A 21,963-nucleotide genomic window follows, 5' to 3' on the forward strand; every position below is an offset into this window, starting at 1 on the left:
CTGCTTGGAAGGGATAAATTCTATGGATAGTGTGTAAGGGCAAAAAGGAAAAAATTCTTAAATGTTGACAAATTCCAATTCGGCCATGGGGATTTTTCTAAGGTCTATGGTTGTTTCATTGAGTAGAATGCCGTGTTCTAGGTAGGCCTTTAAATTGGTCAGCCAAAAGGTCCATCCGTTGCTACAGCCATAATGGATTTGAAGTTTACTTTTATCATCCGTTGGGATCTGGTCCTGATGCAATGTCAGCAATACATGGTCGTCTTGTTTTTCCATGCTAATGGTAAGCCTACAAACTTTTGCAAAAGTAAATGCGATGGTATCTTTGCCATTGGCGCCCAAAACTTCACCGGTTTCTTCTCCCTCCCAATTATGCCATTCCCAGCGGTAATGATCGCCTGCTTCAATTTTATCGCTTTCTCCTTTAATAATTTGTCCTTTTTTAGCGGTATAACGGGCGTCTCGCAAAAACCAAGAAGTAATGCCTTGTGGTGTGGCCCAGCACCAATACAGTTTTTCGATTTCTGTTTTTATGTATATCTTTTTGGTAAACGATTCAAAAGCCATGAGTGTAGGTTTTATTGGTTTCGGTCAAATTCTAAAGCATCTTTTTTTCTTAAAGATACCTCTTTCATTACTAAAAAAATAGTAGGGATTAACATTCTCTACCTCATTAATAGGGTCGAGCTATGTAGGTTATATCGATAAGCGGTTGGTAGCGGTGGCTTCTTTTATGGTAGGTCGGGAGATATCTTTAGGGGTTAGGAGAATAAAAACTGGTAAACAATAAGGGTGTTCACTGAAAATCTCATCTTTTTTTGTGTCTGAAGTTTTGGGGTAAAAAAAATAGAATATACTAAAAAGCGGGAAATCCTTCTAGGAAATCCCGCTTTAAAAAATGTTTGTCGATTACTACTATTGCCGATTATTGAACCTGTGATTCCGCTTCAGTTTTTGCATTGTCTTCGTAGTAATTGATGCCTAGGTTTTTCCAGTGTTTCTGCATTTTCTTAAGAGCCACTTTAAAACTTTCAAAGTCCTTGTTTTCAAGAGGTGTCCAACCTACCTCTGCGTAGGCAGCAATTCTAGGGAAAGTTTGTCTTTCAACATCTGAATGGGTCGGTGTCCATTCACTCCACATTTGGCAGCCTAAACCATAAATATTTTCATGATATTGTTCTTCCAAGCCTTCAGGAATAGGGTCAAAACTATAAGCTTTCTCTAAAGGAATATTTTCATGGCTATAATCTAAATAGGTGTTGCTATGGAGCGAATTCACAATTCCATAACCTTTTTTAGCAGCATCTTGCGCCAAGGCTAGGTCTCCTTTCCAGAAATGTACTACCACGTTCTTAGCCAATTCCGTTTCGGCCTCTTTATCATCTTTCTTTTCTTCAAAGCCTTTGTGAATGTTTTTGCCCATAATTTCGTTCCAACCCATCATTCTACGCCCATGCTCTTCAATAAATTTTGAAATGTTGTTGGTAAATTGAATTTGTAAATCGGCAGGAGTGTTAATATTATTCTCCTTCATATACTTTTGAACATGTTTGCTTTCTTCCCATACTTTATACCCTACTTCATCACCTCCTATATGAATGACTTCAGAAGGGAACAATTCAAATACCTCTAACAAAACATCTTTAATAAATTGAATAACCTCGGGTTTTGTAACGTCATAATTATCATATAAACGTCCAAATTTCACTGGTACATCTATATCTACACCCGCTGTTCCTAACCATGTATAAGCGGCTATGGCAGCACTCGAGTGTCCGGGCATTTCAATTTCAGGAACTACAGTAATATTTCTTTCAGCTGCGTAGGCAACGATATTTTTTATCTGTTCTTGGGTATAAAACCCTCCGTGAGGTTCTCCGGAAGTTTTTCCGCTTTTCCAAGTTTCAATTTCAGAATCGGAACGGAACGCGCCAACTTCTGTTAATAACGGATATTTTTTAATTTCGATTCGCCAACCCGCATCATCTACCAAATGCCAATGAAAAACATTCATTTTTAATAAAGCCATTTGATCTAGCATCTGTTTTACAAACTCCTCTCCATGGAAATAACGTGACTCGTCAAGCATATAAGCACGCCACTTAAAACGCGGATTGTCTTTAATTGTAACCGACGGCACCAAATATTGAGGCTCCTTCGTTTCTTCCGAAACTTCTTTAGAAAACAATTGTTTTAAAGTTTGTACGCCATAAAAATATCCTGCGTCATCATTGGCCTTAATAGTGATGTTCTTTGGGGTTGCAATTAACTCGTAAGCCTCTGGCTCTAAGTTGTCTGCTTTTTCAAAATTAACAGAGCCCGAATTTTCGGTTAATTCTAAATTAAACCCAGTCTCCTGATTTATAAAAGATTTGAGGTCATTGCTGGCATTTTGCTGCTCTTTAGAAGTAGTACTTATAGTTAAGCCGTCTTTAAATGCAAAAGATTCCTCTGCTAAAACAAGGGAAACAGGTTTTGGTAAGATTGATATTTCTGATGCAGAGAATGTTTTGTTTTTTTCGGTACAACTTAATACCGTTAAAACTAGTATTAGACAGCAGGCTTTTAATTTCATTTTTAGGTTTTTTTGATGTTATTTTAAGCCATAAATTTATATCATATTATTGGATTTACCTTACAAAAATATAAATCTGCTTTATGATTTCTTTGTATTTTATTTCTGGCTAGGGTGTTCTCTATTGTAAATTATTAATCCTATGATGGCATAACGGTACCATTAAATGGACTATTGCTTCCCTAGTTTCATAGAATTCATCATTAAAATATCTTACCGTAGTTGTTAAAAATGATGCGGTCCTTTAAAAATAAAAAAGACTTTAAAAGCCATGAGTTTTAGAGTTATTGGTTTCGGTTAACTTCTAAAGTGTAAACCTCCAGTGCTAATTGGGTAAGGAAAGGTATTTTTAAAGTATCATGGGGTGTAAGGGAATCATTAAGGATATGGTTTTTAGTATCCAAAATAGTAGCGTTCAACATAAATTCTACTTTGTTGGTGCTGTCTTTAATATAGGTGTAATTGGTAAAAGTATGGTAGTCATGGCTGCTTTTATGGTAAACCGCTATCTTGTTAAGATCGGCCTCTTTGGTTTGCATGGATAAAAAGTTCAAGGGTTCAACCACTGAAGGGCTTTTTTCTGTGGTTGCTTGGACCTGCATGGCCTTCCGGAGAAAATGGTACTGTTCTGTGCTAAGGTTAAATTGTTGGTGTGCTGGAAAATTATCGGGAAAAAAGATTCTTTTTAATACCTGATTTTGGGCTTCGAGGGGGAAATAATTGTGAAGACTAAGATCAATAGGTGCTTCTGTTGATGAATCGCCCTCGGTATGGGAATTCACTCTCCTTGTCCTTGGGAGGTTTAAAGCTAAGGGAGGGGTGTTTATGCTTGGGCCTAATGGCGTGGTAGTGCTGTCGTTAAGGTAGGCTATTATAGGTTTTGTGGTAAGCTCAAAGGCATTTGTTGGCGACAACCTATGGGAGATACGTACAGGAAAAATTTCTTTATTCCTTAGGGCGTTGTTAATCCTATCCTGTCCTAAAAATTCAAAAAGTCTGTCATTGGCTTCGTTGTCATGATGGATGAGAATTTTTGTGATCTCATTGGCAAAAGTAGTTTCTATAGTGTCGCCTTCGATGTAAAAACGAGAATGCAAGTCCAGCTTGTCCAATTCGTTAAGTTTTTCCAAACTCAGCACTGCAGTAAGCAGCCCAACCGTATTTCCTGGATAAAAGTAGGCTTGTTGATTTGTTTGGAAATCGTAATCCTTAAATGAAACGCTGTCCTTATACCTGGTTATCCGTGTATAGCGTATCTGTAGGTCGTAATGCGAAACGCTATCCATAACCCTTTTAATAGTTGGGTCTGTGGTCGATAGGGCGTTTTCTAAAATGTTTTTCTGTGGGATGTCCTCGGCACATGAAAATAGGAATGACGCTAATAAAAAACCTGCGAAAAGAGTCCTTTTGGTCATATGCCTTGTCTAAAACTTTTATTCAGAAGAATACACTTCTCCTCGGTGTGGTTTTAAGGCATCCCGGACGGCAATCATTTCTGATTCATGTACGACAAGATAAGCGATGGAGTGCATATCGTTTAGGTCCTTAAATCCAGTAATATTAAGGGCTAGGTTTTCAGCGGTAATGTACTCCTCGAGATGAATGCGGTGATGTTCCGCTGTTTTTAAGGCAGATGGCCCCCTAAAATCCCAGATTAATTTTATTTTTCTTTCATTCATGCGATAAAAGTACCAATCATAGGTGAATTTGCAATGCTAATGGCCGTTATTTGCCGTAAATATTCTGTTAAATATAATTTTTTTTTATTAAAAAAAGTGAACTTGCACAGGATTGCTGAATTGTTAATTTTGCTATATGTATTTTTTACGAAAAAATTTAAGTATAACGTCTAAATGGCTTTTGCTAGCCTTGTTAGGGGTAGTCTTAGGGTCTTGTGGTTCTTTTTTTAAGAATAATGAGGATAAAACACCTATAGCTAGGGTAGGAGAGGCTTATTTGTACAAAGAAGATATAGAATCTCTTTTTGAAAACAATAAGTCAAAAGCAGATAGTGCTACCTATGTTACCAATTATATTAATACTTGGGCCAGTAAGCAGTTGCTCTTGAGCAAAGCAAAAATAAATTTGCCTGAAAAAAAGCTGAAGATCTTTGAGCAGTTGGTTTCAAACTATCGTACGGACCTATATACCGGGGCTTATAAAGAAGCATTGGTGCTACAGTCTCAGGATACATCGGTAAGTAGGGAGCAGTTGAATGATTTTTATGAGCGACAAAAAGAAAATTTTAAACTCAAAGAAAAATTGGTAAAGTTAAGATTCGTAGCTTTGCCGGTAAATTACTTAGATAAAGATCTGGTGTCTAATAAGTTAAAACGTTTTAAAGAAGAAGATAAAAAGTATTTGGATTCTATAAGTATACAATTTAAAAAGTATAATTTAAACGATTCAATTTGGGTGAGTGCTATACGGGTTATGGAAGAAATTCCATTGATAGTGCCTGATAATCAGGGGTTGTACTTAAAAAACTCACAATTTTTTGAATTACAGGACTCTTTAGGGGTATATTTGGCAAAGATTAATGAAGTGTTGGAAATTAACCAAATTGCTCCGTTGTCGTATGTTGAACCAACCATTAAACAATTGCTTTTGAGTAGACGGAAGTTAGAATTTATGAAAAAGCTGGAAGCAGAAATTATAGATGAAGCTATTAAAGAAAAAGAATTTGAAGTGTATGAATAAGTTAATTAAAACGGGATTTTCCTTTTTATTTTTAATGGGTGCCTTAAATGCCCAAGAAGTTAAAAACGATCCGGATACCACCGTAGATGTGCAAGAGGCGAATGTAGCGGAGGCAGTTGTAACAAAAAGCGATTCGGTCAGTACGTTTAAAAAAATTAAGTTGGATGGTATTGCCGCTGTAGTTGGCGATTATGTAATCTTAGAATCCGACATTGAAAAAACCTTGATTGACCTAAAAAGTCAGGGAGCTTCTATGGCCGATATTACACGCTGTGGTCTGTTAGGAAAACTAATGGAAGACCGTTTGTACGCCCATCAGGCGGTGCAGGACAGTATTTTAGTGTCAGATGACGAAGTAAACGCTACAGGAGATAGGCAAATACAACAATTGGTTTCCCAGATTGGCTCTGTCGAAAAAGTACTGAAGTACTACAAGAAAGAAGACGAGGCTAGTTTTAGGGAAGATCTGTTCAAGATTAACAAATTGCGAATGCTTTCTGAAAAGATGCAGAACAAGATTGTTTCCGAAATTGAAATTACCCCTGAAGAAGTACGTCAGTTTTTTAACAATATCCCAGTAGATGAAAGACCTGTTTTTGGAGCTGAATTAGAGATAGCCCAAATTGTAAAGGAACCAAAAGCTTCGGAAGAGGAAAAACAAAAAGTGATCGATAAGCTAAATGAAATTAAGGCCGATGTAGAAGATAACGGGGCGAGCTTTAGTGTAAAAGCTATTCTGTATTCTCAAGATCCAGGTTCTAAATCTAACGGCGGGTTTTATAGTATGACAAGACAAACGCCTTTTGTAAAAGAGTTTAAAGATGTCGCTTTTAGCCTTAGGGAGGGTGAAATTTCAGATCCATTTGAGACAACTTTTGGGTATCATATTATCTATGTGGAGAAAGTTAGAGGACAAGAACTAGATTTAAGACATATTCTTATTTCTCCTGAAGTTTCTCAAAAAGCCATGGATGATGTTAGGAAAGAATTAGACAGTATTCGCCAAAAGGTTTTGGATGGTGAATTTACCTTTGCAGAGGCCGCATTAAATTTCTCTGATGAAAAGGAAACGAAATACGATGGTGGATTGTTGAGAAACCCCTCCGATTACAGTTCTCGATTTGAGCTTACTAAAATGGAGCCTGCCCTGTACAACCAGGTTAGAAATATAAAAGACAATGAGATTTCTCGTCCTATTTTGGAGAACGACCCTAGAGGAGGAGCGGCGAAATACAAAATCATGAAGATTACCAATAGGTACGATGAGCATGTGGCCGATTTTGCCCAGGATTATATAAAAATCCAAGAGTTGGCCCTAAGGGATAAGCAATTTAAGGCGATCAAAAAGTGGATGGACAAACACATTAAAGATACCTATGTAAGCGTTAATGCTGCCAATAAGGATTGCAATTTTGCAAATAATTGGTTAAAGGATTAATTGCATGTCAGACGTTGCGGCCATTAAGGAATTAGTAGAAAAAAACAACGCCCTAAAAAAGGAGATTGCCAAGGTTATAATTGGTCAGGAGCAGGTAGTAGATCAGCTGTTGATTTCAATTTTTACCGGGGGGCATTCCTTACTGATCGGGGTGCCAGGTTTGGCCAAGACGTTAATGGTAAACACTATAGCTTCGGCATTGGGACTAGGGTTTAAGCGTATTCAGTTTACCCCAGATTTAATGCCGAGCGATATCCTAGGGAGTGAAATACTAGATCAGAATAGGGAGTTTAAGTTTATTAAGGGCCCTATATTTTCTAATATTATCTTGGCCGACGAAATTAACAGAACCCCTCCTAAGACGCAGGCAGCGCTCTTGGAAGCCATGCAGGAAAGGGCGGTAACGATCGCCGGACAGCATTATAAACTAGATATGCCTTACTTTGTATTGGCAACACAAAACCCTATAGAGCAAGAAGGTACCTACCCCTTGCCCGAGGCGCAGTTAGATCGTTTTATGTTCGCCATAGAATTAAAATATCCCTCTGTTGAAGAAGAGATCATGGTGGTAAAGGCAACCACTTCAGATAAAAAACCAAAAATCAACCCACTTTTTAGTGCTGCCGAAATTTTAGACATACAACAGTTGGTACGCAGAATACCCGTACCGGATAAGGTGGTCGAATATGCCGTCCAACTAGTACATAGTACAAGGCCCAATGTTAATGGTGCATCAAATTATGTGAAGCAATACATAGATTGGGGCGCAGGACCACGGGCATCGCAGAATTTGGTTTTGGGAGCCAAAGCCTTTGCTGCCGTACATGGTAAATTCTCTCCCGATATAGAGGATGTTAAAGCCGTGGCGCATGGTATTTTAAGGCACCGTATTATAAAAAATTATAAGGCGGAGGCCGAAGGTATTTCTGAAGAAGATATTATAAATAAACTTTTGTAAGAAATTAGAACATAGCTTGGAAGAGAGCAAGAGGAAGTGTACATAAAAACAGCTGTTTTATTGCATTTACCTGCTTTTGATGGCAGTGTTTTTTATAATTATGGAAAATTGGCGGAATCTTACTTCAAAAATTTTAAATCCGCAATGTATTTTCTTAATTTTGACAAATTACTTTAACTTAAAAACTTAATTGATAATGGCATTCGATATTGATATGATTAGAAAGGTGTATGCTAATATGACATCACGTGTAGATAAAGCTCGTGAAGTTGTTGGCAAGCCTCTTACGCTCTCTGAGAAAATTTTATATTCTCATTTATGGGATGGAAATCCTACCACAGCCTACAAAAGAGGAAAAGACTATGTAGATTTTGCACCAGATCGAATTGCATGTCAAGATGCTACGGCACAAATGGCTTTGTTACAGTTTATGCAAGCAGGTAAGCCTAAGGTGGCCGTTCCTACTACTGTACATTGTGATCACTTAATACAGGCGAAAACCGGCGCTGTAGCCGATTTAAAAGTAGCCAATACCACTAGTTCAGAAGTTTTTAACTTTTTAGAATCAGTTTCCAATAAATATGGAATCGGATTCTGGAAGCCAGGTGCTGGAATTATTCACCAAGTAGTACTAGAGAATTATGCCTTCCCAGGAGGGATGATGATCGGGACCGATTCTCATACCGTAAACGCTGGTGGCCTAGGGATGGTTGCTATTGGAGTAGGTGGAGCAGATGCTGTAGACGTGATGGCCGGTATGGCTTGGGAGTTGAAATTTCCAAAATTGATCGGTGTTAAATTAACCGGAAGCATTTCTGGTTGGACATCGGCTAAGGACGTAATTTTAAAAGTAGCTGGTATCCTTACCGTAAAAGGAGGAACCGGTGCTATTATTGAATATTTTGGTGAAGGAGCCAAAAATCTTTCATGTACTGGTAAAGGGACCATTTGTAACATGGGTGCCGAAGTAGGAGCTACGACCTCTACTTTCGGGTACGACGAGTCTATGGAGCGTTACTTACGTGCTACAGATCGTAACGATGTTGCCGATGCTGCCAATGAAGTAAAAGATTACCTAACGGCAGATCCTGAAGTATATGCTAATCCAGAAAACTATTTCGATGAAATTATTGAAATCGATCTAGATACCCTTAGACCACATTTAAACGGTCCGTTTACGCCAGATTTAGCGACACCAGTAGGTGAATTGGGCGAAAAAGCGAAAGCAAACGGATGGCCTTTAAAAGTAGATTGGGGATTGATAGGGTCTTGTACAAACTCTTCTTACGAAGATTTGACCAGGGCAGCTTCTATCGCACAACAAGCCGTTGATAAAAAGATAAAATCGAAGTCCGATTTTGGAATTAACCCAGGATCAGAGCAAATTAGATTTACCGCAGAACGCGATGGTCTTTTAAATATCTTTGAAAGCCTTGGTGCTACTATATTTACAAATGCATGTGGACCATGTATTGGACAATGGGATCGTAGTGATCTTAAAGGAGACGAGAAAAATACCATCGTTCATTCCTTTAACCGTAACTTCTCTAAAAGAGCGGACGGAAACCCTAATACCCACGCTTTTGTAGGTTCTCCAGAAATGGTGGCCGCAATAGCCATCTCTGGAAGGTTAGATTTTGACCCTATGAACGATACCCTTATCAATGAAGATGGGGAAGAAGTGAAATTGGATGAACCAAGAGGGATAGAATTGCCTCCAAAAGGTTTCGAAGTAGAAGATGCTGGATACTTAGCGCCAGATGAAGACGGTTCTTCAGTGGTAGTTAAGGTAGATCCAAGCTCTGAACGTCTACAGTTATTGGAGCCTTTTGTACCTATTAAACCAGAAAATTTACAAGGCGCTAAATTGTTGATAAAAGCCTTAGGAAAATGTACCACCGACCATATTTCTATGGCCGGACCATGGTTGCGTTTTAGAGGACACTTAGACAATATTGCGAACAACACCCTTATTGGAGCTGTGAATGCCTTTAATAATAAAACCAACTTTGTAAAAAATCAATTGACAGGTGAGTACGTAGGTGTACCAGATGCACAGCGTGCTTATAAAGCGGCCGGTATTAAAACGGTAGTTGTTGGTGATCATAACTATGGTGAAGGATCTTCTCGTGAGCATGCGGCTATGCAACCTAGACATTTAGGAGTTGCCGTGGTAATCGTAAAATCTTTTGCCCGTATCCATGAAACAAACCTTAAAAAACAAGGGATGTTGGGGCTTACTTTTGCCAATGAAAACGATTACGAGCTAATTCAGGAAGACGATATCTTTAACTTTATCGATATCAATGAATTTGCACCGGAAAAGCAGTTGACCTTAGAGTTGGTTCATGCAGACGGTAGTAAAGACCTGATTAAATTGAATCATACTTACAATCAATCGCAAATTGAGTGGTTTAAAGAAGGGTCGGCCCTTAACGTTATCAAGAGAGAAAACGTCGCTTAATTTAGATTTTAAATACTTAGTAAAAACTCCTGATTATTATCAGGAGTTTTTTAGTTTTGGCAAAAGGTTTAGCAACATGAAAGTTAAGGGAAGAACGATTTTAAATATAGCCATAATGGTGGTAATATTATCCTTTTTTGTAACGCCATTGGGCGATTATAGCAAGGTGATGTTGAATAGGATTTTTTCCTTTTCCCCGACAGTGACCAAAGAAGCCAATAGAGAAAATATTACCGATTACAACTGGAGGTTGAAAGATGAAAATTGGGATTTTTTCAACTTTAAGGAATCAGAAGGCCGGGTAGTATTTGTGAATTTTTGGAGGTCATGGAAGCTGCCTAGTCATGCCGAGCTAGAAAGTATTCAAAAGTTGTACGATGCCTATAAGGACAAAGTCGATTTCTATATTATCACCAATGAAGAAAAGGAGCCTGTAGAGAAATTTATGCAGGAACGAAATTTTACTTTTCCAGTGACTTACTCCGTTGTTGGGGATAGTTCTCCGCTGTCGGGAAGCAATCCTCCGCGTTCCTATTTATTAGATAAGAAAGGCAATATTATTATCCAAAAAGAGGGCGTTGCCGATTGGGATAATGCTGACATGTACAAATTACTGAATTCTCTTTTGGCCAAGTAAACAATATTTACATTAAGCAAGGGATTAGGTCTTCTAAAGGGATTATTAATGCTTTGTAATAGTCCAGTGAATATTGTTGTCAAAAAAGCGTACGAAAGCTTTTACTTTGTTTTACAACGTTTAAATTCCATATCTTCATATTATGGAATGAGCATGAGCGAAAATTGCTCTCATTGATCAAGTCAGCTATGCGAATTACATAGGACGGTTACAAATCAATAAATAGCTACAAATGAAAAAAATAGGAAAAAGTCAGCTTTATAACCTACTGATGGTAGTAGCCTTGGCGATTTTCCTATTTACCCCTGTCGGGTTTCATGTAAAAGTACAGATCAATAGGCTTTTGGCGTTTAACCCCACACCTGTAGCAGAACGCGAACAGCAAACTATAGGAGATTACGATTGGAAATTACGCGATCTCCAGAATAATCCATTTTATTTTGAAGCGCAAAAAGGACAGGTAGTCCTGATAAATTTTTGGGCCACATGGTGCCCGCCGTGCGTTGCAGAAATGCCTAGTTTACAACAACTGTACAACGACTATGGGGATAAGGTGGTCTTTATGTTCGTGGCACAGGACCAAGAGAAAAAAGTAAAGCAGTTTTTAACCAAAAAAGGGTATGAGCTACCCGTGTATTTCGAGGCTTCTACAACCCCTACAGCACTATTTTCTAAAAGTATACCGGCAACTTATATTCTAGATAAAACCGGAAAAATAATTGTGGCCAAAACAGGTGCTGCCGATTGGAACGGAGAGAAAACCAGAGAACTCCTAGATTCATTAGTAACGCAATAAGGAGGGCAACCTAGGTAGTAATAGTCAATTTTATTTCTTGAAGTATTTAAAAGGGACGAAAAGCATTCCAAAACACTCACCATCTTGTTTGCCTAAATGTTTATGATGCATTTTATGAGCTCTTCTAATACCTTTTGCATACCAGTTATTGGCGTTTCTAAAGAGTTTAAAGCGTTGGTGGATAAAAATATCGTGAACCATAAAATATGCGGCACCATAGGCCATTATTCCAAAGCCTAATGGCCAACCATACCAAAAGCTTGTTTCGGCACCGGCATAGAAACATCCCATACTCACCAAGGCATAAAAGATAAAAAAGGCATCATTCCTCTCAAACCAAGAATCGTGGTCTTTTTTATGATGGTCTTTATGTAATTTCCATAAAAAACCATGCATAATATATTTATGGGTAAACCAAGCCATAAATTCCATGAAGGAAAAAGTGGCAAGAAATATAAGGATCCAAATAAAAGTATTCATTCTAGACTAATTTTAGTTTGTAATTGAGGTACGATTGTGCCAACAGGCGAAATTTTTGTGGATTGGATACTCGTATGCGACTGTTTTTAATGAATTGTGGCGGAGTGCTTTGTAGCTTTTGTAACAACTTGTAATAATACTTGTAGGCCGTATATACCCCAAACTTTGCTTGTGGCGGTAATTGTGTAATACCAGAATACCCTAGTTTAAAATCGGCCTTAATTTCATTAATAATACGAATTTTATCCTCCTCATTCAACTGTTTTAAGTTGGTATTGGGAAAATACGACCTATTCAGCTCCTCAAAATCTGTTTTTAAGTCCCTTAAAAAGTTTACTTTTTGAAAAGCAGATCCCAGTGCCATCGCCGATACTTTTAAATGTTCATATTGGTTGTTATTGCCTTGAACGAATACTTTTAGACACATAAGGCCAACGACATCTGCCGAGCCATAAATGTAATCTTGGTATTCTTTAGGAGTGCTGTAAATAGTCTTTTTTAAATCCATTCGCATACTTTTCATAAAAGATTGTACCAGATGAAGCGGAATGTCATATTTGTGAAAAGTGTGTTGAAACGAATTTAAAATTGGGTTTAAGCTAATTTTTTGTTCCAAGGCCTCCTCAAGATCCTGCTCAAATTTGTCGAATAAATATGGCTTGTTGTAGTGGTGAAAACTATCAACAATTTCATCGGCAAAACGAACAAATCCATAAATATTATAAATATCGCCTCTTATAGAAGCGTGTAACATTTTGGTGGCAAGTGAAAAAGAGGTGCTGTATTGCTCCGTAACCAACTTGCTACATTTATATGATACGAGATCAAAAATGTTCTTCATAGGTGTTTTTTTAGTTGTCATGAATAAGCTCAGAAACCAATTTTCCTGAAATTAATGCTGGAGGCACTCCTGGCCCCGGAACCGTAAGCTGCCCTGTAAAAAATAAGTTGGCTACTTTCTTACTTTTTAATTTAGGCCTAAGGAAGGCTGTTTGCATTAACGTATTGGCCATTCCATAGGCGTTCCCTTTATAAGAATTATATTCTTCTATAAAATCGTTGATACAAAAATCCTCCCTAAAAAGAATGTTAGCACTAACCTTTTGATCGGTCAGTTTCTCAAACCTCTTCAATATAATATTAAAATATTGAATGCGCAATGCTGGGGTATCGGTGAGCCCTGGGGCAATGGGGATAAGAAAGAAACCTGTTTCATAGCCGTAAGGTGCCATAGTATCATCGGTTATCGAGGGGAAATTTGCATAAAACAATGGCGCTTTGGGCCATTGTGGATGGTCATAGATTTCCTTGGCATGTTCTTCAAAGCTGGTGTCGAAAAACAAATTGTGGTGGGAGACGTTTTTTAGCTTCTTATCAATAGCCACGTAGAAGAGCAGGGAAGAGGGCGCAAAAACCTTTTTCTCCCAATAGGCTTCGGAATATTGTCTGTATTGTGGGGCTAAAAGGCTTTCGGAATGATGGTAATCGGCACCGCTCACTACAATGTCTGCTGCAATGTTTTGGGAGGCAATTGTTATGCCGGTAGCTTTTCCCTCTGTCACTATAATCTCTTCTACAGCACTGTTGACATGGATGCTTACGCCAAGCTCTTTTGCCAGACTGCTCATCGCATGTATAATCTGGTACATGCCTCCTTTGGGATGCCATGTGCCTAAGCCAAAATCGGCATAATTCATGAAACTATAAAAAGAGGGCGTATTGGAAGGTTTAGCGCCCAAGAACAATACAGGGAATTCTAGGGTCGAAATAAGCTTGGGGTTTTTAAACCTGCGGCGTACTTCGTCACTGATGGTTTTAAAGAATTGGTCTATTCTGGTAATGGTGTCCTTACTGACCAATTCTAAAGGGGAGTTACCAGGGCGTAATACAATTTTGTTAATGGCAATGTCGTAGTTGTCTTGGGCTTTGGCAATAAACTTTCGCAATAACTCAGAGCTGCCTTTTTCGATGCGTTCAAATTCCAGACAAATTTTATCCATGCAGTCCCCGATGGTAATCACATCATCGGTGAAAAATATTTTATAGGCCGGGTCTAATTTATCCAACTGATAATAGTCGGACCTTTTTTTTCCAAAATCATTGAAAAAATTATCAAAGATATCGGGCATCCAATACCAGCTAGGCCCCATGTCAAAGGTAAAGCCGTCCTTGGTAAACTGTCTGGCCCGACCACCAAGGGTGTTGTTTTTTTCATAAATAGATACCTTATAGCCTTGTTTTGCTAAATAACAAGCTGCGGATAGCGATGAAAATCCGGATCCTATGACGACTGCCTTTTTACTCATTTTAATGGCTATAAATTAACGGTTTCTAGTTTGTTTAATTCCTTAATGGCTATATCGATGGTGCTAAAGATTCGGATACCTTGGGGTAGGTTCGCTTGCTCTAAATGAGTTGTTTGTTGTCCTAGCAACCAAAGTTCCCTTTTGTTGTATTGACCTATCAAATTTTGAAAATTGGTTAGGTAGGCATCAATTTTGTCCTTGGAAGGAGCAACAGTGAAATAAGAGATATAATAAAGGTTGTCAAAATACTTATTTAAATCTACCAGATTTTCCAAGGGCATGGACTGTCCTAGGTATATGGTCTTATAACCGCTTAGATTGATTTCGTAATTTAAATATAGGAGACCTAGTTCATGAATTTCATTTTCTGGCAAAAACAAAACAAAGGTCTTGTCGGTATCGTAGTCGGTATTGGAATTTAATTTTTCGGTATGGACAAAGATCACATGCTTTATGAGATGTGTTATAAAGTGTTCATGGGACGGGCTTATAGTGTCTGTTTGCCATAGTAGGCCAATCTCATTTAAAAAAGGGAGAAATACATCTTGAAAAATTTCTTTGAACGTTCTATTTTCTGAGACTTGTTCTAAGGTTTTGAAGAATAAAGCTTGATCAAAATTCATCATCGCCAATTTAAAGGAGGCCACAGCATGGTCTTGGGTGCTTTCTGAAGTCGTTATAGTAGCAATTAAATCTTTAAATTCCTTCTGGGATAATTCAGCTATTTTAGAAATCTTATAACCATTGTTGTATAGTAAGGTGATGTTCAATAGCTTTTGAAGGCTTGTAATGCTATACGTTCTTATATTGGTACTGGTGCGTTCTGGAGAAAGAAGATTGTACCGCTTTTCCCAAATCCGGATGGTATGCGCCTTTATTCCAGATAAATTTTCTAGATCCCGAATACTGAATTCTTTCTTAACTCTGTTCATGTTTTACTTAATAAAGCTAAACAAAATTACAATTAAAATTCAATAGATAGTATTAATAGTAACTAAAAAGTACGGAAATTCAGCTGAATTACTGAATTCAAGGGCTGGAGAGTAGAATAGTAGTCTAGGAAATATAATTATTTCTAAGGGAAAATAGTTTTAATAAAGGGATTTAGAGATAAGGGAGGGGAGAAAATGAAAATCAAAGGGGCTGGTGCTTAAAAGAAGTAAAGAAAGCTTTATCTAAAAGAATCGCCTTTAATAACTGTTTTAAACAAAAAAAGCTAAGTGAAACACTTAGCTTTTTTGTGACTTGGCTGGGGCTCGAACCCAGGACCCTCTCCTTAAAAGGGAGATGCTCTACCAACTGAGCTACCAAGTCATTATGTATTTAAAGCAAAAACCAAAACAATTAATAATGGCTATTGATGATATTCTGAATACTAGATATAAACTAGAATCTGTTTTTATAATTTCTAAAACGCTTTAGAAACGATGTCAAACAATAGTAAGAGAATAAAACTCTTGCCTTTTAGTGACTTGGCTGGGGCTCGAACCCAGGACCCTCTCCTTAAAAGGGAGATGCTCTACCAACTGAGCTACCAAGTCATTATATGCTGCGCAGGACAAAAAAATAAAAACAATGTAAAAACTATTATTTATACTGCTTAGTGCCCACGACTAGATTCGAACTAGCACGTCCTTGCGAACACCACCCCCTCAAGGTGGCGTGTCTACCAATTTCACCACGTGGGCTCTTGAGTTAGATATCCAAAAATCGGACGCCTTTCTAAAAGAAATGATTTAGAAACTATTTCAAATAAAAAAAAGTTAAGCGGTTAAACCTAACTTTAGTGACTTGGCTGGGGCTCGAACCCAGGACCCTCTCCTTAAAAGGGAGATGCTCTACCAACTGAGCTACCAAGTCAGAATGTATATCGTATAAAAATAAACCTATCTTAATATACGTTTCTAATGATCAGATCTATGCTTGCATCTGACTGCTGTGCATTTAAATCTTTTATTCAATATTTCAGAGATAACCCTAAGCCGTTATTTTAGGCGTTATTAAAAAATAAAAAAGTTAAGTGGAAACCTAACTTTAGTGACTTGGCTGGGGCTCGAACCCAGGACCCTCTCCTTAAAAGGGAGATGCTCTACCAACTGAGCTACCAAGTCATTATTTGTGGCTAACACGGCGTGTTTGCGGGTGCAAATATACGACCATTTGTGAAGCCACCAAATGCTTTTTCAATTTTTTTGGTTTTTTTTTGATATCCCATTTTAATGAGGCAATTTTACAGGAAATTAGAATTGTGAAAATAGCATTGGTTGGATATATGGGTAGTGGTAAGTCTACTATCGGTAAATTGTTGTCTAAAGATTTGGCAAGCAGTTTTTTAGATTTGGATGAAGTTATTGAAGACGGACTTGGAGATTCTATTTCCAATGTGTTTAAGACGCGTGGGGAGATCTTTTTTCGTAAAAAAGAACACCAATATCTAAATGAAGTTTTAACGAAAAAAAATAATTTTATTCTCTCTACAGGGGGAGGTACACCCTGTTATTCCGGAAATATGGAGACTATGTTGGCTATGGCCGACTATGTTTTTTACCTAAAAGTATCCATTCCTGGACTCGCCGAACGGCTAATAAAAGAAAAAGATCACAGGCCTTTGATAAAAAATATTCCCAATGATGAGTTGCCAGAATTTATAGGGAAGCACTTGTTCGAAAGAAATAACTATTACCTAAAGGCTCCCTATATCATAAATTGTGATCATAAAGAGCCTCAGGAAATTGTTGAAGAGATAAAAGGCTTACTCCGTTAAATAGACACGGTCGTTTTCTGGCCTAAACTCTACCTCTACATGTTCTTGTAATGAAGTAGAAAGCGAAATACCCTTGAAATCGGCCTTTACAGGGTATTTCTTGTGATTTCGGTTCACCAGCACAGCCGTTTTTAATTGCTTTAAGGGAACTCTAAGGAAATGATGTACTCCATATATTAAGGTAGTACCCGAATTAAGGACGTCGTCTACCAAAACTACCGATTTGTTGGTGTACTCTTCTTCTGGAATGGAAGTCTGTACCCCAGTGGTAAGCGGATTCGATTTGTTCATGCTCACTTCGCATAAGGTAATTTGGGCCTCTGTAATGGTATTGAGAACAGCTTGGATTTTTTTGGCAAAGTTTAATCCGCCCCCAACAATCCCAGCGATGATTATTTCGGATTCAAAAACATTGGCTTCGTATATTTGATAGGCGATGCGCTTGATTTTGTGTTGTATTTCTTGGTGTGATAATATGTTATTGACCATAATGTGCAATTATTTGGATTCAAAGATAAAAAACAGTTCTTTACCTGCTCTTGGTTTTATAGAATTGTAGGCGTTTTCCAATACCTTAATGGTAAAGTCTTTTGAAAAAAGCATTTTGTACTCCTTCTGGTCTCCTCCAAAGGGCGGACCTGATTCCGTTAAGGGGAAATTAAACAGTAGCCCTGCCAATTTTCCCTTAGGTTTTAAGAGTTGTTTCATTTTACGGACATAGGCCGGTCGTAGACTCGGGTCCAAGGCGCAAAAAAAGGTCTGTTCCAATATAAGGTCAAAATCAGAAAGTTCCAGATCAAAAAAATCTCCCTCAATAAGTGTTACTGCATCGGCTTCTTTAAGCCTGCCTCTTAACTGCTCTAACGGCGGTTTGGCTATGTCTATTACTGTAATATTGCAGAACCCTTGTTCTGCAAGGTACACCGCCTCATAGCCGTTTCCGGCCCCAGGAATTAAAATCTTGATCGTTTTATCCCTAAGTTGATCTATATAGGACTTTAAGGGCGTAGAAATATGGCCTATGTCCCATCCGGTATCCTGGCTGATATACCTGTCTTCCCAAAATTCTTTATTCAGGTTCTTCATCCAAATAGTCGTCTATTTCTCTTCTGTCTTTCTTTGTGGGGCGTCCGGTTCCCTTCTTTCTGTAGTAATCCTTGGAATACTTTAAAAGTTCATTGTGTTCAAAAGCCTCTTTTGGAGTGGTGTCCTTTCGATAGATATCTACTAATTTAGCGCCGACCCTGCTTTCTGGGATGTCTAAAACAGTAAATTCATAATTAATTTGATCTTTTCGGACAATTACTTTGTCCGTAGGGTATACTTCTCGGGAAGGTTTAACCACCTGCCCGTTAATCTTTATATGTCCCTTTTTACATGCTTCCGAAGCGATATTTCTGGTTTTAAAATAACGGGTGCTCCATAAGTATTTGTCAATCCGCATAAACTATTGAAATTCTTTGTTAACGTCTTCTACAAAAATAGGGGAAAATTGTATCTTGCGGCCTTTAAATAAGAAATCAATGAATATTAAAAGAATTCTTTTCCTCGCATTAATTGTCACTTTCGTATACTCATGTAAGAAAGATGATGGTGGATCTTCTATACCACCAACACCGCCAAGATTATTAAGTGAAGTGGCGCTGGAAAATGATGCCGAGATAAAAACCTTTCTAGAAACTCATTTTTACAATTACGAAGCCTTTGAAAACCCTACGGAGGATTTTGATTATAGGATTGTAATTGATACGATAGCTGGAAGTAATTCCGAGAAAATTCCTTTGATAGATCAGGTGAAGATAGAAGTGGTAAAAGTGTCTACCTCGGATTTGCGTTTGGGAGCGGAAGCTATCGTAGAAACCGATATTCCACACAACCTTTATTATTTAATAGCTAGGGAAGGTGTTGGGAAACAAGCTACTCCAAAGGATTCAGTGTATCTGAATTATAGTGGAATGCGTTTGGATGGTTCTGTTTTTGATAGTAGGTTAGGGAGCGCTAGTTGGATTGATTTACCGGGTACGTTATCTGAAAAGGTCCAGATTCCTCCTGCGGTTACGGGTTTTAGGGAAGGAATTGCAAAATTTAAAGCCGGAGGAGAAATTGTTGAGAACGGAGATGGTACCTTCGAAGTTACCGGTAGTGGCGTTGGATTAATTTTCATCCCGTCTGGTTTAGGTTATTTTCAAAATCCTTCGGTGGGACAGGCTTATGCTCCTTTATTATTTCACATCAACTTATTGGTTGCTAAAACGAAAGAAAATCCGGATAATAATTTCGTTAAGTAGAGCTGAAGGAATTAAAGAGGATATAAATGTTACATTCATGGATAGTAAAAATAATGGTATTCCTGATTATTTAGATGCAGATACGAAATAGTCTATCTCTGTTTATAATTTATATAAAACCAGCTTTTGAAAATAGTTCAGAAGCTGGTTTTTTTGTGAAGCGACTTTTCGTATCCAAAATTCGCATAGATCAGTTATCTGGCAGGACGATAAAAAATAATAGGGATAATGTTACCAATAGTTGATGCTTTATTTTTAGAGGTCTTCTATGAATGCTTTGGGCGTTCCCTCCTTTGTCGGGCGGGCCCTTGTCTATATCCCTTGCTCCGCTGCGGGGATGCCGCCGCGGTCCCTAACGCGAAAAAAAGGCCGCAAAATCTTATGGTTTTATATCCGAAAGGGTTTTCGGGTCGAGTATTTCGAATAGCAAGGCTTTTAGGATTTTAGTCTTAAGGTGATCTTTTAAAAAATATATTCCCATGGTCTTCAGGCCGGATGCAAATGAAATCAATTGCTACAGTGAATAGTTAGGGTCTTATGGCTTGGCTTTAAAAGAAGAATTATCAGAAGCATGAATTGCCACGGCCTTCAGGCTGTACTAAAGGAAGGAGTTGTCACCGTGGCGAAGCTTTAAGCTTAACTTAAAAAACAGATAGTTTAGTTATATATAGGGTGATGCCAATCAACGGATACTGGTTTCATACCTCATAAAGAAAGATTTCCTTTTATATCTAAGTAATTATCCTTACTATTAATACGTATGTGTTTTCATAAGTAATATGTTGTTTTAAAAGCTGAATGAATAATAGGTGGCTATTATTTAAATAGGAAATAGTTATGCGATATTATTTTTTGTTTCAATTAAACCTTCAAATCGAAATTTTCGAAAGCGTTTTGCTGTGTATCTTGTTTTTTACAATAAAATTGCAGGAAAACCCCTTATATAAAATAAATTTTAAGCTTCCTTCGCTCTAAGCGTGTTTATCAACAAGGAAGATGTATAATAGCAACAGATATGCTATAATGTTCATTGCCTATGATTTTTTGGGAGCGATGAGAATCTCCGTTATCAGTGGTTGTATTGCGTCTCAGGAATTACTGATTAGCGAGGGCAAGAACTACTGTTTAGGCTTATGAGGCCTTTTTAATCGAGGTATCTTATCAAGGGTTAATAATCGAAGAAGTTTAGGATTTTTGTTGTTATCTAGCAACTTTTTATAAATGCTATCCGTAAATTAATAAGATTCTTCGACTAAGTGGCTCGCTATTGAAAACTTGAATACGTGAATTCGCTTACAATAAGGCTCTTTAGCTCTTTCTTAAATGAGTTTGTCTTAATTGAAAAAGAAAAGCTGGATAACCTGGGAAAATATGGAAACAATTATCAGTGTAACTTCATTTCTAATCTGATAATATTTTCCAGAGAATTTAATTACTATAACATTCTCTTAAAAGGATTTAATCTGATATAAAAAACCTTTTGTTGTGATTGATAAAGATTATTTTGATTAACAATCCTGTTCTAAATAAATTTTATGCACTTTTAATTTAGCCAATTTACTGGCTTATGCGCATTATTCCATAGGTTTTCAAAAAAGAACCCCTTGGATGTGTTTGGAGGTCGTTGTTCCTTTCCAAAGGGGTTATCGAGACATTTGTTTACATCTAGCTTTATAAAAAGGTTTAGTCAAATATATGCCACTAAAATTGATAGATACCAAGGGTGCTTTGGCTAGGCTGTTAACGCTTTAAGGACGCGTATGGTAATTAATGCGGTGAAAATTTGTATCATCACCACATTCTCACAGGTTCCAATGATAGACTTTATGTGCAGTTGTTGTTTTATGTCCCGAAAGAAATTATGTAAAGTTTAGCATAATTTCTTTAAAGAAGCCAAGCCGCTCTTTGGGCTTGGAAAATTCCAGTCTATCAATTTTGATGTTCAGACCGAGCAAATAACAATTACAATGGCCCAATATATGTTCACAAGCATCCTGTGCCGGATGGAAGTTAACGAAACCATAGGTGGATTATTTAAAGATTAGAAACAAGATTATTGAAAAAAAAGTTAAATAACAGGATATTAGCAGTTGTCATCTTAATTTTGACTGTTTTGGAAAAACTGTTATAAATATTTGATAATAACTGGTTGCATCCAAGATAATATCCAATATTTTGGGTTTCTTACAAATATTTATGAGTTTAAATAACAATCTGTTACTTGAAATAATTCAGATGCGTAACTTGAGTTAACTTATAAACATTTAGGCTTATGGTAAACTTTAAATAGATAGGGAATAACGTCTCATGGAATAGCTTTTCCCTTAATTGACCTAAAATTCAAAAAAACACATATGAAAATAGCATTCTTCAATTTGATGTACGTAATACGATATCTACTAATGGTCTTTATTGGTCGGTTTAAGTTCTTAAAGTGTCTAGGTTCTACACAATAGGATGTCAACATAAAAACTTAATAAGCCAAGCTTTTTTGTTCTTAAGGTTTATGTCCGGAAAAAACGAATTAGATTCAATTAAATAATTCATCACACGGTTT

19 protein-coding genes, 5 tRNA genes and 1 pseudogene are annotated in these 21,963 nt (G+C 37.4%); 9 read left to right on the forward strand and 16 right to left on the reverse strand.

Annotation, left to right across the window (positions count from 1 at the left end; translation table 11 throughout):
• Window positions 1–57: 57 nt before the first annotated feature.
• From HCG49_RS14515 to HCG49_RS14530, 4 genes are all read right to left on the reverse strand, one after another.
• The gene (locus tag HCG49_RS14515; RefSeq protein WP_168470257.1) at window positions 58–567 is read right to left on the reverse strand and encodes an SRPBCC domain-containing protein; all 510 of its coding nucleotides are present in this window, start codon (window positions 565–567) and stop codon (window positions 58–60) included.
• Between the two features lie 358 nt (window positions 568–925).
• Window positions 926–2,575, reverse strand: coding sequence for a beta-N-acetylhexosaminidase (locus HCG49_RS14520; RefSeq protein WP_168470258.1), 1,650 nt, complete (start codon window positions 2,573–2,575; stop codon window positions 926–928).
• Window positions 2,576–2,859: 284 nt separating this feature from the next.
• Entirely contained in the window at window positions 2,860–3,990 is a 1,131-nt protein-coding gene (locus HCG49_RS14525) for a hypothetical protein (RefSeq protein WP_168470259.1), read from the reverse strand.
• Window positions 3,991–4,008: 18 nt separating this feature from the next.
• Entirely contained in the window at window positions 4,009–4,254 is a 246-nt protein-coding gene (locus HCG49_RS14530; protein ID WP_168470260.1) for a hypothetical protein, read from the reverse strand.
• Between the two features lie 136 nt (window positions 4,255–4,390).
• Here HCG49_RS14530 and HCG49_RS14535 point away from each other — a divergent pair, with 136 nt between their 5' ends.
• The 6 genes from HCG49_RS14535 to HCG49_RS14560 all read left to right on the forward strand — a co-directional run bounded on the left by HCG49_RS14535 (window position 4,391) and on the right by HCG49_RS14560 (window position 11,568).
• The gene (locus tag HCG49_RS14535; RefSeq protein WP_168470261.1) at window positions 4,391–5,275 is read left to right on the forward strand and encodes a peptidyl-prolyl cis-trans isomerase; all 885 of its coding nucleotides are present in this window, start codon (window positions 4,391–4,393) and stop codon (window positions 5,273–5,275) included.
• Window positions 5,268–6,713, forward strand: a complete 1,446-nt coding sequence (locus tag HCG49_RS14540) for a peptidylprolyl isomerase (protein WP_168470262.1) — start codon at window positions 5,268–5,270, stop codon at window positions 6,711–6,713. Before HCG49_RS14535 ends, HCG49_RS14540 begins: the two co-directional genes overlap by 8 nt.
• A 4-nt stretch (window positions 6,714–6,717) precedes the next feature.
• The gene (locus HCG49_RS14545) at window positions 6,718–7,671 is read left to right on the forward strand and encodes an AAA family ATPase (protein WP_168470263.1); all 954 of its coding nucleotides are present in this window, start codon (window positions 6,718–6,720) and stop codon (window positions 7,669–7,671) included.
• Between the two features lie 196 nt (window positions 7,672–7,867).
• The gene (locus tag HCG49_RS14550; RefSeq protein ID WP_168470264.1) at window positions 7,868–10,135 is read left to right on the forward strand and encodes an aconitate hydratase; all 2,268 of its coding nucleotides are present in this window, start codon (window positions 7,868–7,870) and stop codon (window positions 10,133–10,135) included.
• Window positions 10,136–10,211: 76 nt separating this feature from the next.
• Window positions 10,212–10,772 (forward strand): TlpA family protein disulfide reductase, encoded by a 561-nt coding sequence (locus HCG49_RS14555; protein ID WP_168470265.1) that lies wholly within the window; start codon window positions 10,212–10,214, stop codon window positions 10,770–10,772.
• A gap of 232 nt (window positions 10,773–11,004) precedes the next feature.
• Complete coding sequence (locus HCG49_RS14560) at window positions 11,005–11,568, forward strand: TlpA family protein disulfide reductase (protein ID WP_168470266.1); 564 nt, start codon at window positions 11,005–11,007, stop codon at window positions 11,566–11,568.
• Window positions 11,569–11,598: 30 nt separating this feature from the next.
• Here the strand turns inward: HCG49_RS14560 and HCG49_RS14565 are convergent, their stop codons facing one another.
• From HCG49_RS14565 to HCG49_RS14605, 9 genes are all read right to left on the reverse strand, one after another.
• A complete protein-coding gene (locus tag HCG49_RS14565) occupies window positions 11,599–12,048 on the reverse strand; it encodes a sterol desaturase family protein (RefSeq protein ID WP_168470267.1) in 450 nt (149 codons plus the stop codon).
• Between the two features lies 1 nt (window position 12,049).
• A complete protein-coding gene (locus HCG49_RS14570) occupies window positions 12,050–12,889 on the reverse strand; it encodes a phytoene/squalene synthase family protein (protein ID WP_168470268.1) in 840 nt (279 codons plus the stop codon).
• Window positions 12,890–12,899: 10 nt separating this feature from the next.
• Entirely contained in the window at window positions 12,900–14,354 is a 1,455-nt protein-coding gene (locus HCG49_RS14575) for a phytoene desaturase family protein (protein ID WP_168470269.1), read from the reverse strand.
• 8 nt (window positions 14,355–14,362) lie between these two features.
• A complete protein-coding gene (locus HCG49_RS14580) occupies window positions 14,363–15,286 on the reverse strand; it encodes a MerR family transcriptional regulator (protein WP_168470270.1) in 924 nt (307 codons plus the stop codon).
• Between the two features lie 309 nt (window positions 15,287–15,595).
• Window positions 15,596–15,668: transfer RNA gene (locus HCG49_RS14585), tRNA-Lys, on the reverse strand.
• 154 nt (window positions 15,669–15,822) lie between these two features.
• Window positions 15,823–15,895 (reverse strand) — tRNA-Lys (locus HCG49_RS14590).
• Window positions 15,896–15,958: 63 nt separating this feature from the next.
• Window positions 15,959–16,042 (reverse strand) — tRNA-Leu (locus HCG49_RS14595).
• Window positions 16,043–16,141: 99 nt separating this feature from the next.
• Window positions 16,142–16,214 (reverse strand) — tRNA-Lys (locus tag HCG49_RS14600).
• Between the two features lie 178 nt (window positions 16,215–16,392).
• Window positions 16,393–16,465 (reverse strand) — tRNA-Lys (locus tag HCG49_RS14605).
• A 137-nt stretch (window positions 16,466–16,602) separates the two neighbouring features.
• On the opposite strand from HCG49_RS14605, the gene HCG49_RS14610 reads away from it, so the two are divergent.
• Window positions 16,603–17,118, forward strand: coding sequence for a shikimate kinase (locus HCG49_RS14610; protein ID WP_168470271.1), 516 nt, complete (start codon window positions 16,603–16,605; stop codon window positions 17,116–17,118).
• On the opposite strand, the gene HCG49_RS14615 is transcribed toward HCG49_RS14610, so the two are convergent.
• Genes HCG49_RS14615 through HCG49_RS14625 form a run of 3 tightly spaced genes read right to left on the reverse strand, consistent with a single transcriptional unit; the run spans window position 17,107 to window position 18,562 of the window.
• Window positions 17,107–17,607, reverse strand: coding sequence for a phosphoribosyltransferase family protein (locus HCG49_RS14615; RefSeq protein ID WP_168470272.1), 501 nt, complete (start codon window positions 17,605–17,607; stop codon window positions 17,107–17,109). The genes HCG49_RS14610 and HCG49_RS14615 overlap by 12 nt on opposite strands.
• 9 nt (window positions 17,608–17,616) lie before the next feature.
• Complete coding sequence (locus tag HCG49_RS14620) at window positions 17,617–18,204, reverse strand: methyltransferase domain-containing protein (protein ID WP_168470273.1); 588 nt, start codon at window positions 18,202–18,204, stop codon at window positions 17,617–17,619.
• A complete protein-coding gene (locus HCG49_RS14625) occupies window positions 18,188–18,562 on the reverse strand; it encodes an RNA-binding S4 domain-containing protein (protein WP_168470274.1) in 375 nt (124 codons plus the stop codon). The genes HCG49_RS14620 and HCG49_RS14625 overlap by 17 nt, the downstream gene beginning before the upstream one ends.
• 79 nt (window positions 18,563–18,641) lie before the next feature.
• On the opposite strand from HCG49_RS14625, the gene HCG49_RS14630 reads away from it, so the two are divergent.
• Both HCG49_RS14630 and HCG49_RS18610 read left to right on the forward strand, forming a co-directional pair.
• Window positions 18,642–19,406, forward strand: a complete 765-nt coding sequence (locus HCG49_RS14630) for an FKBP-type peptidyl-prolyl cis-trans isomerase (RefSeq protein WP_168470275.1) — start codon at window positions 18,642–18,644, stop codon at window positions 19,404–19,406.
• 1,880 nt (window positions 19,407–21,286) lie between these two features.
• Window positions 21,287–21,616 (forward strand): annotated as a pseudogene (locus HCG49_RS18610) (IS4 family transposase); the annotation flags it as partial.
• Between the last annotated feature and the right edge of the window lie 347 nt (window positions 21,617–21,963).

Source organism: Arenibacter sp. 6A1, from assembly GCF_012272855.1.
Lineage (GTDB): Bacteria > Bacteroidota > Bacteroidia > Flavobacteriales > Flavobacteriaceae > Arenibacter.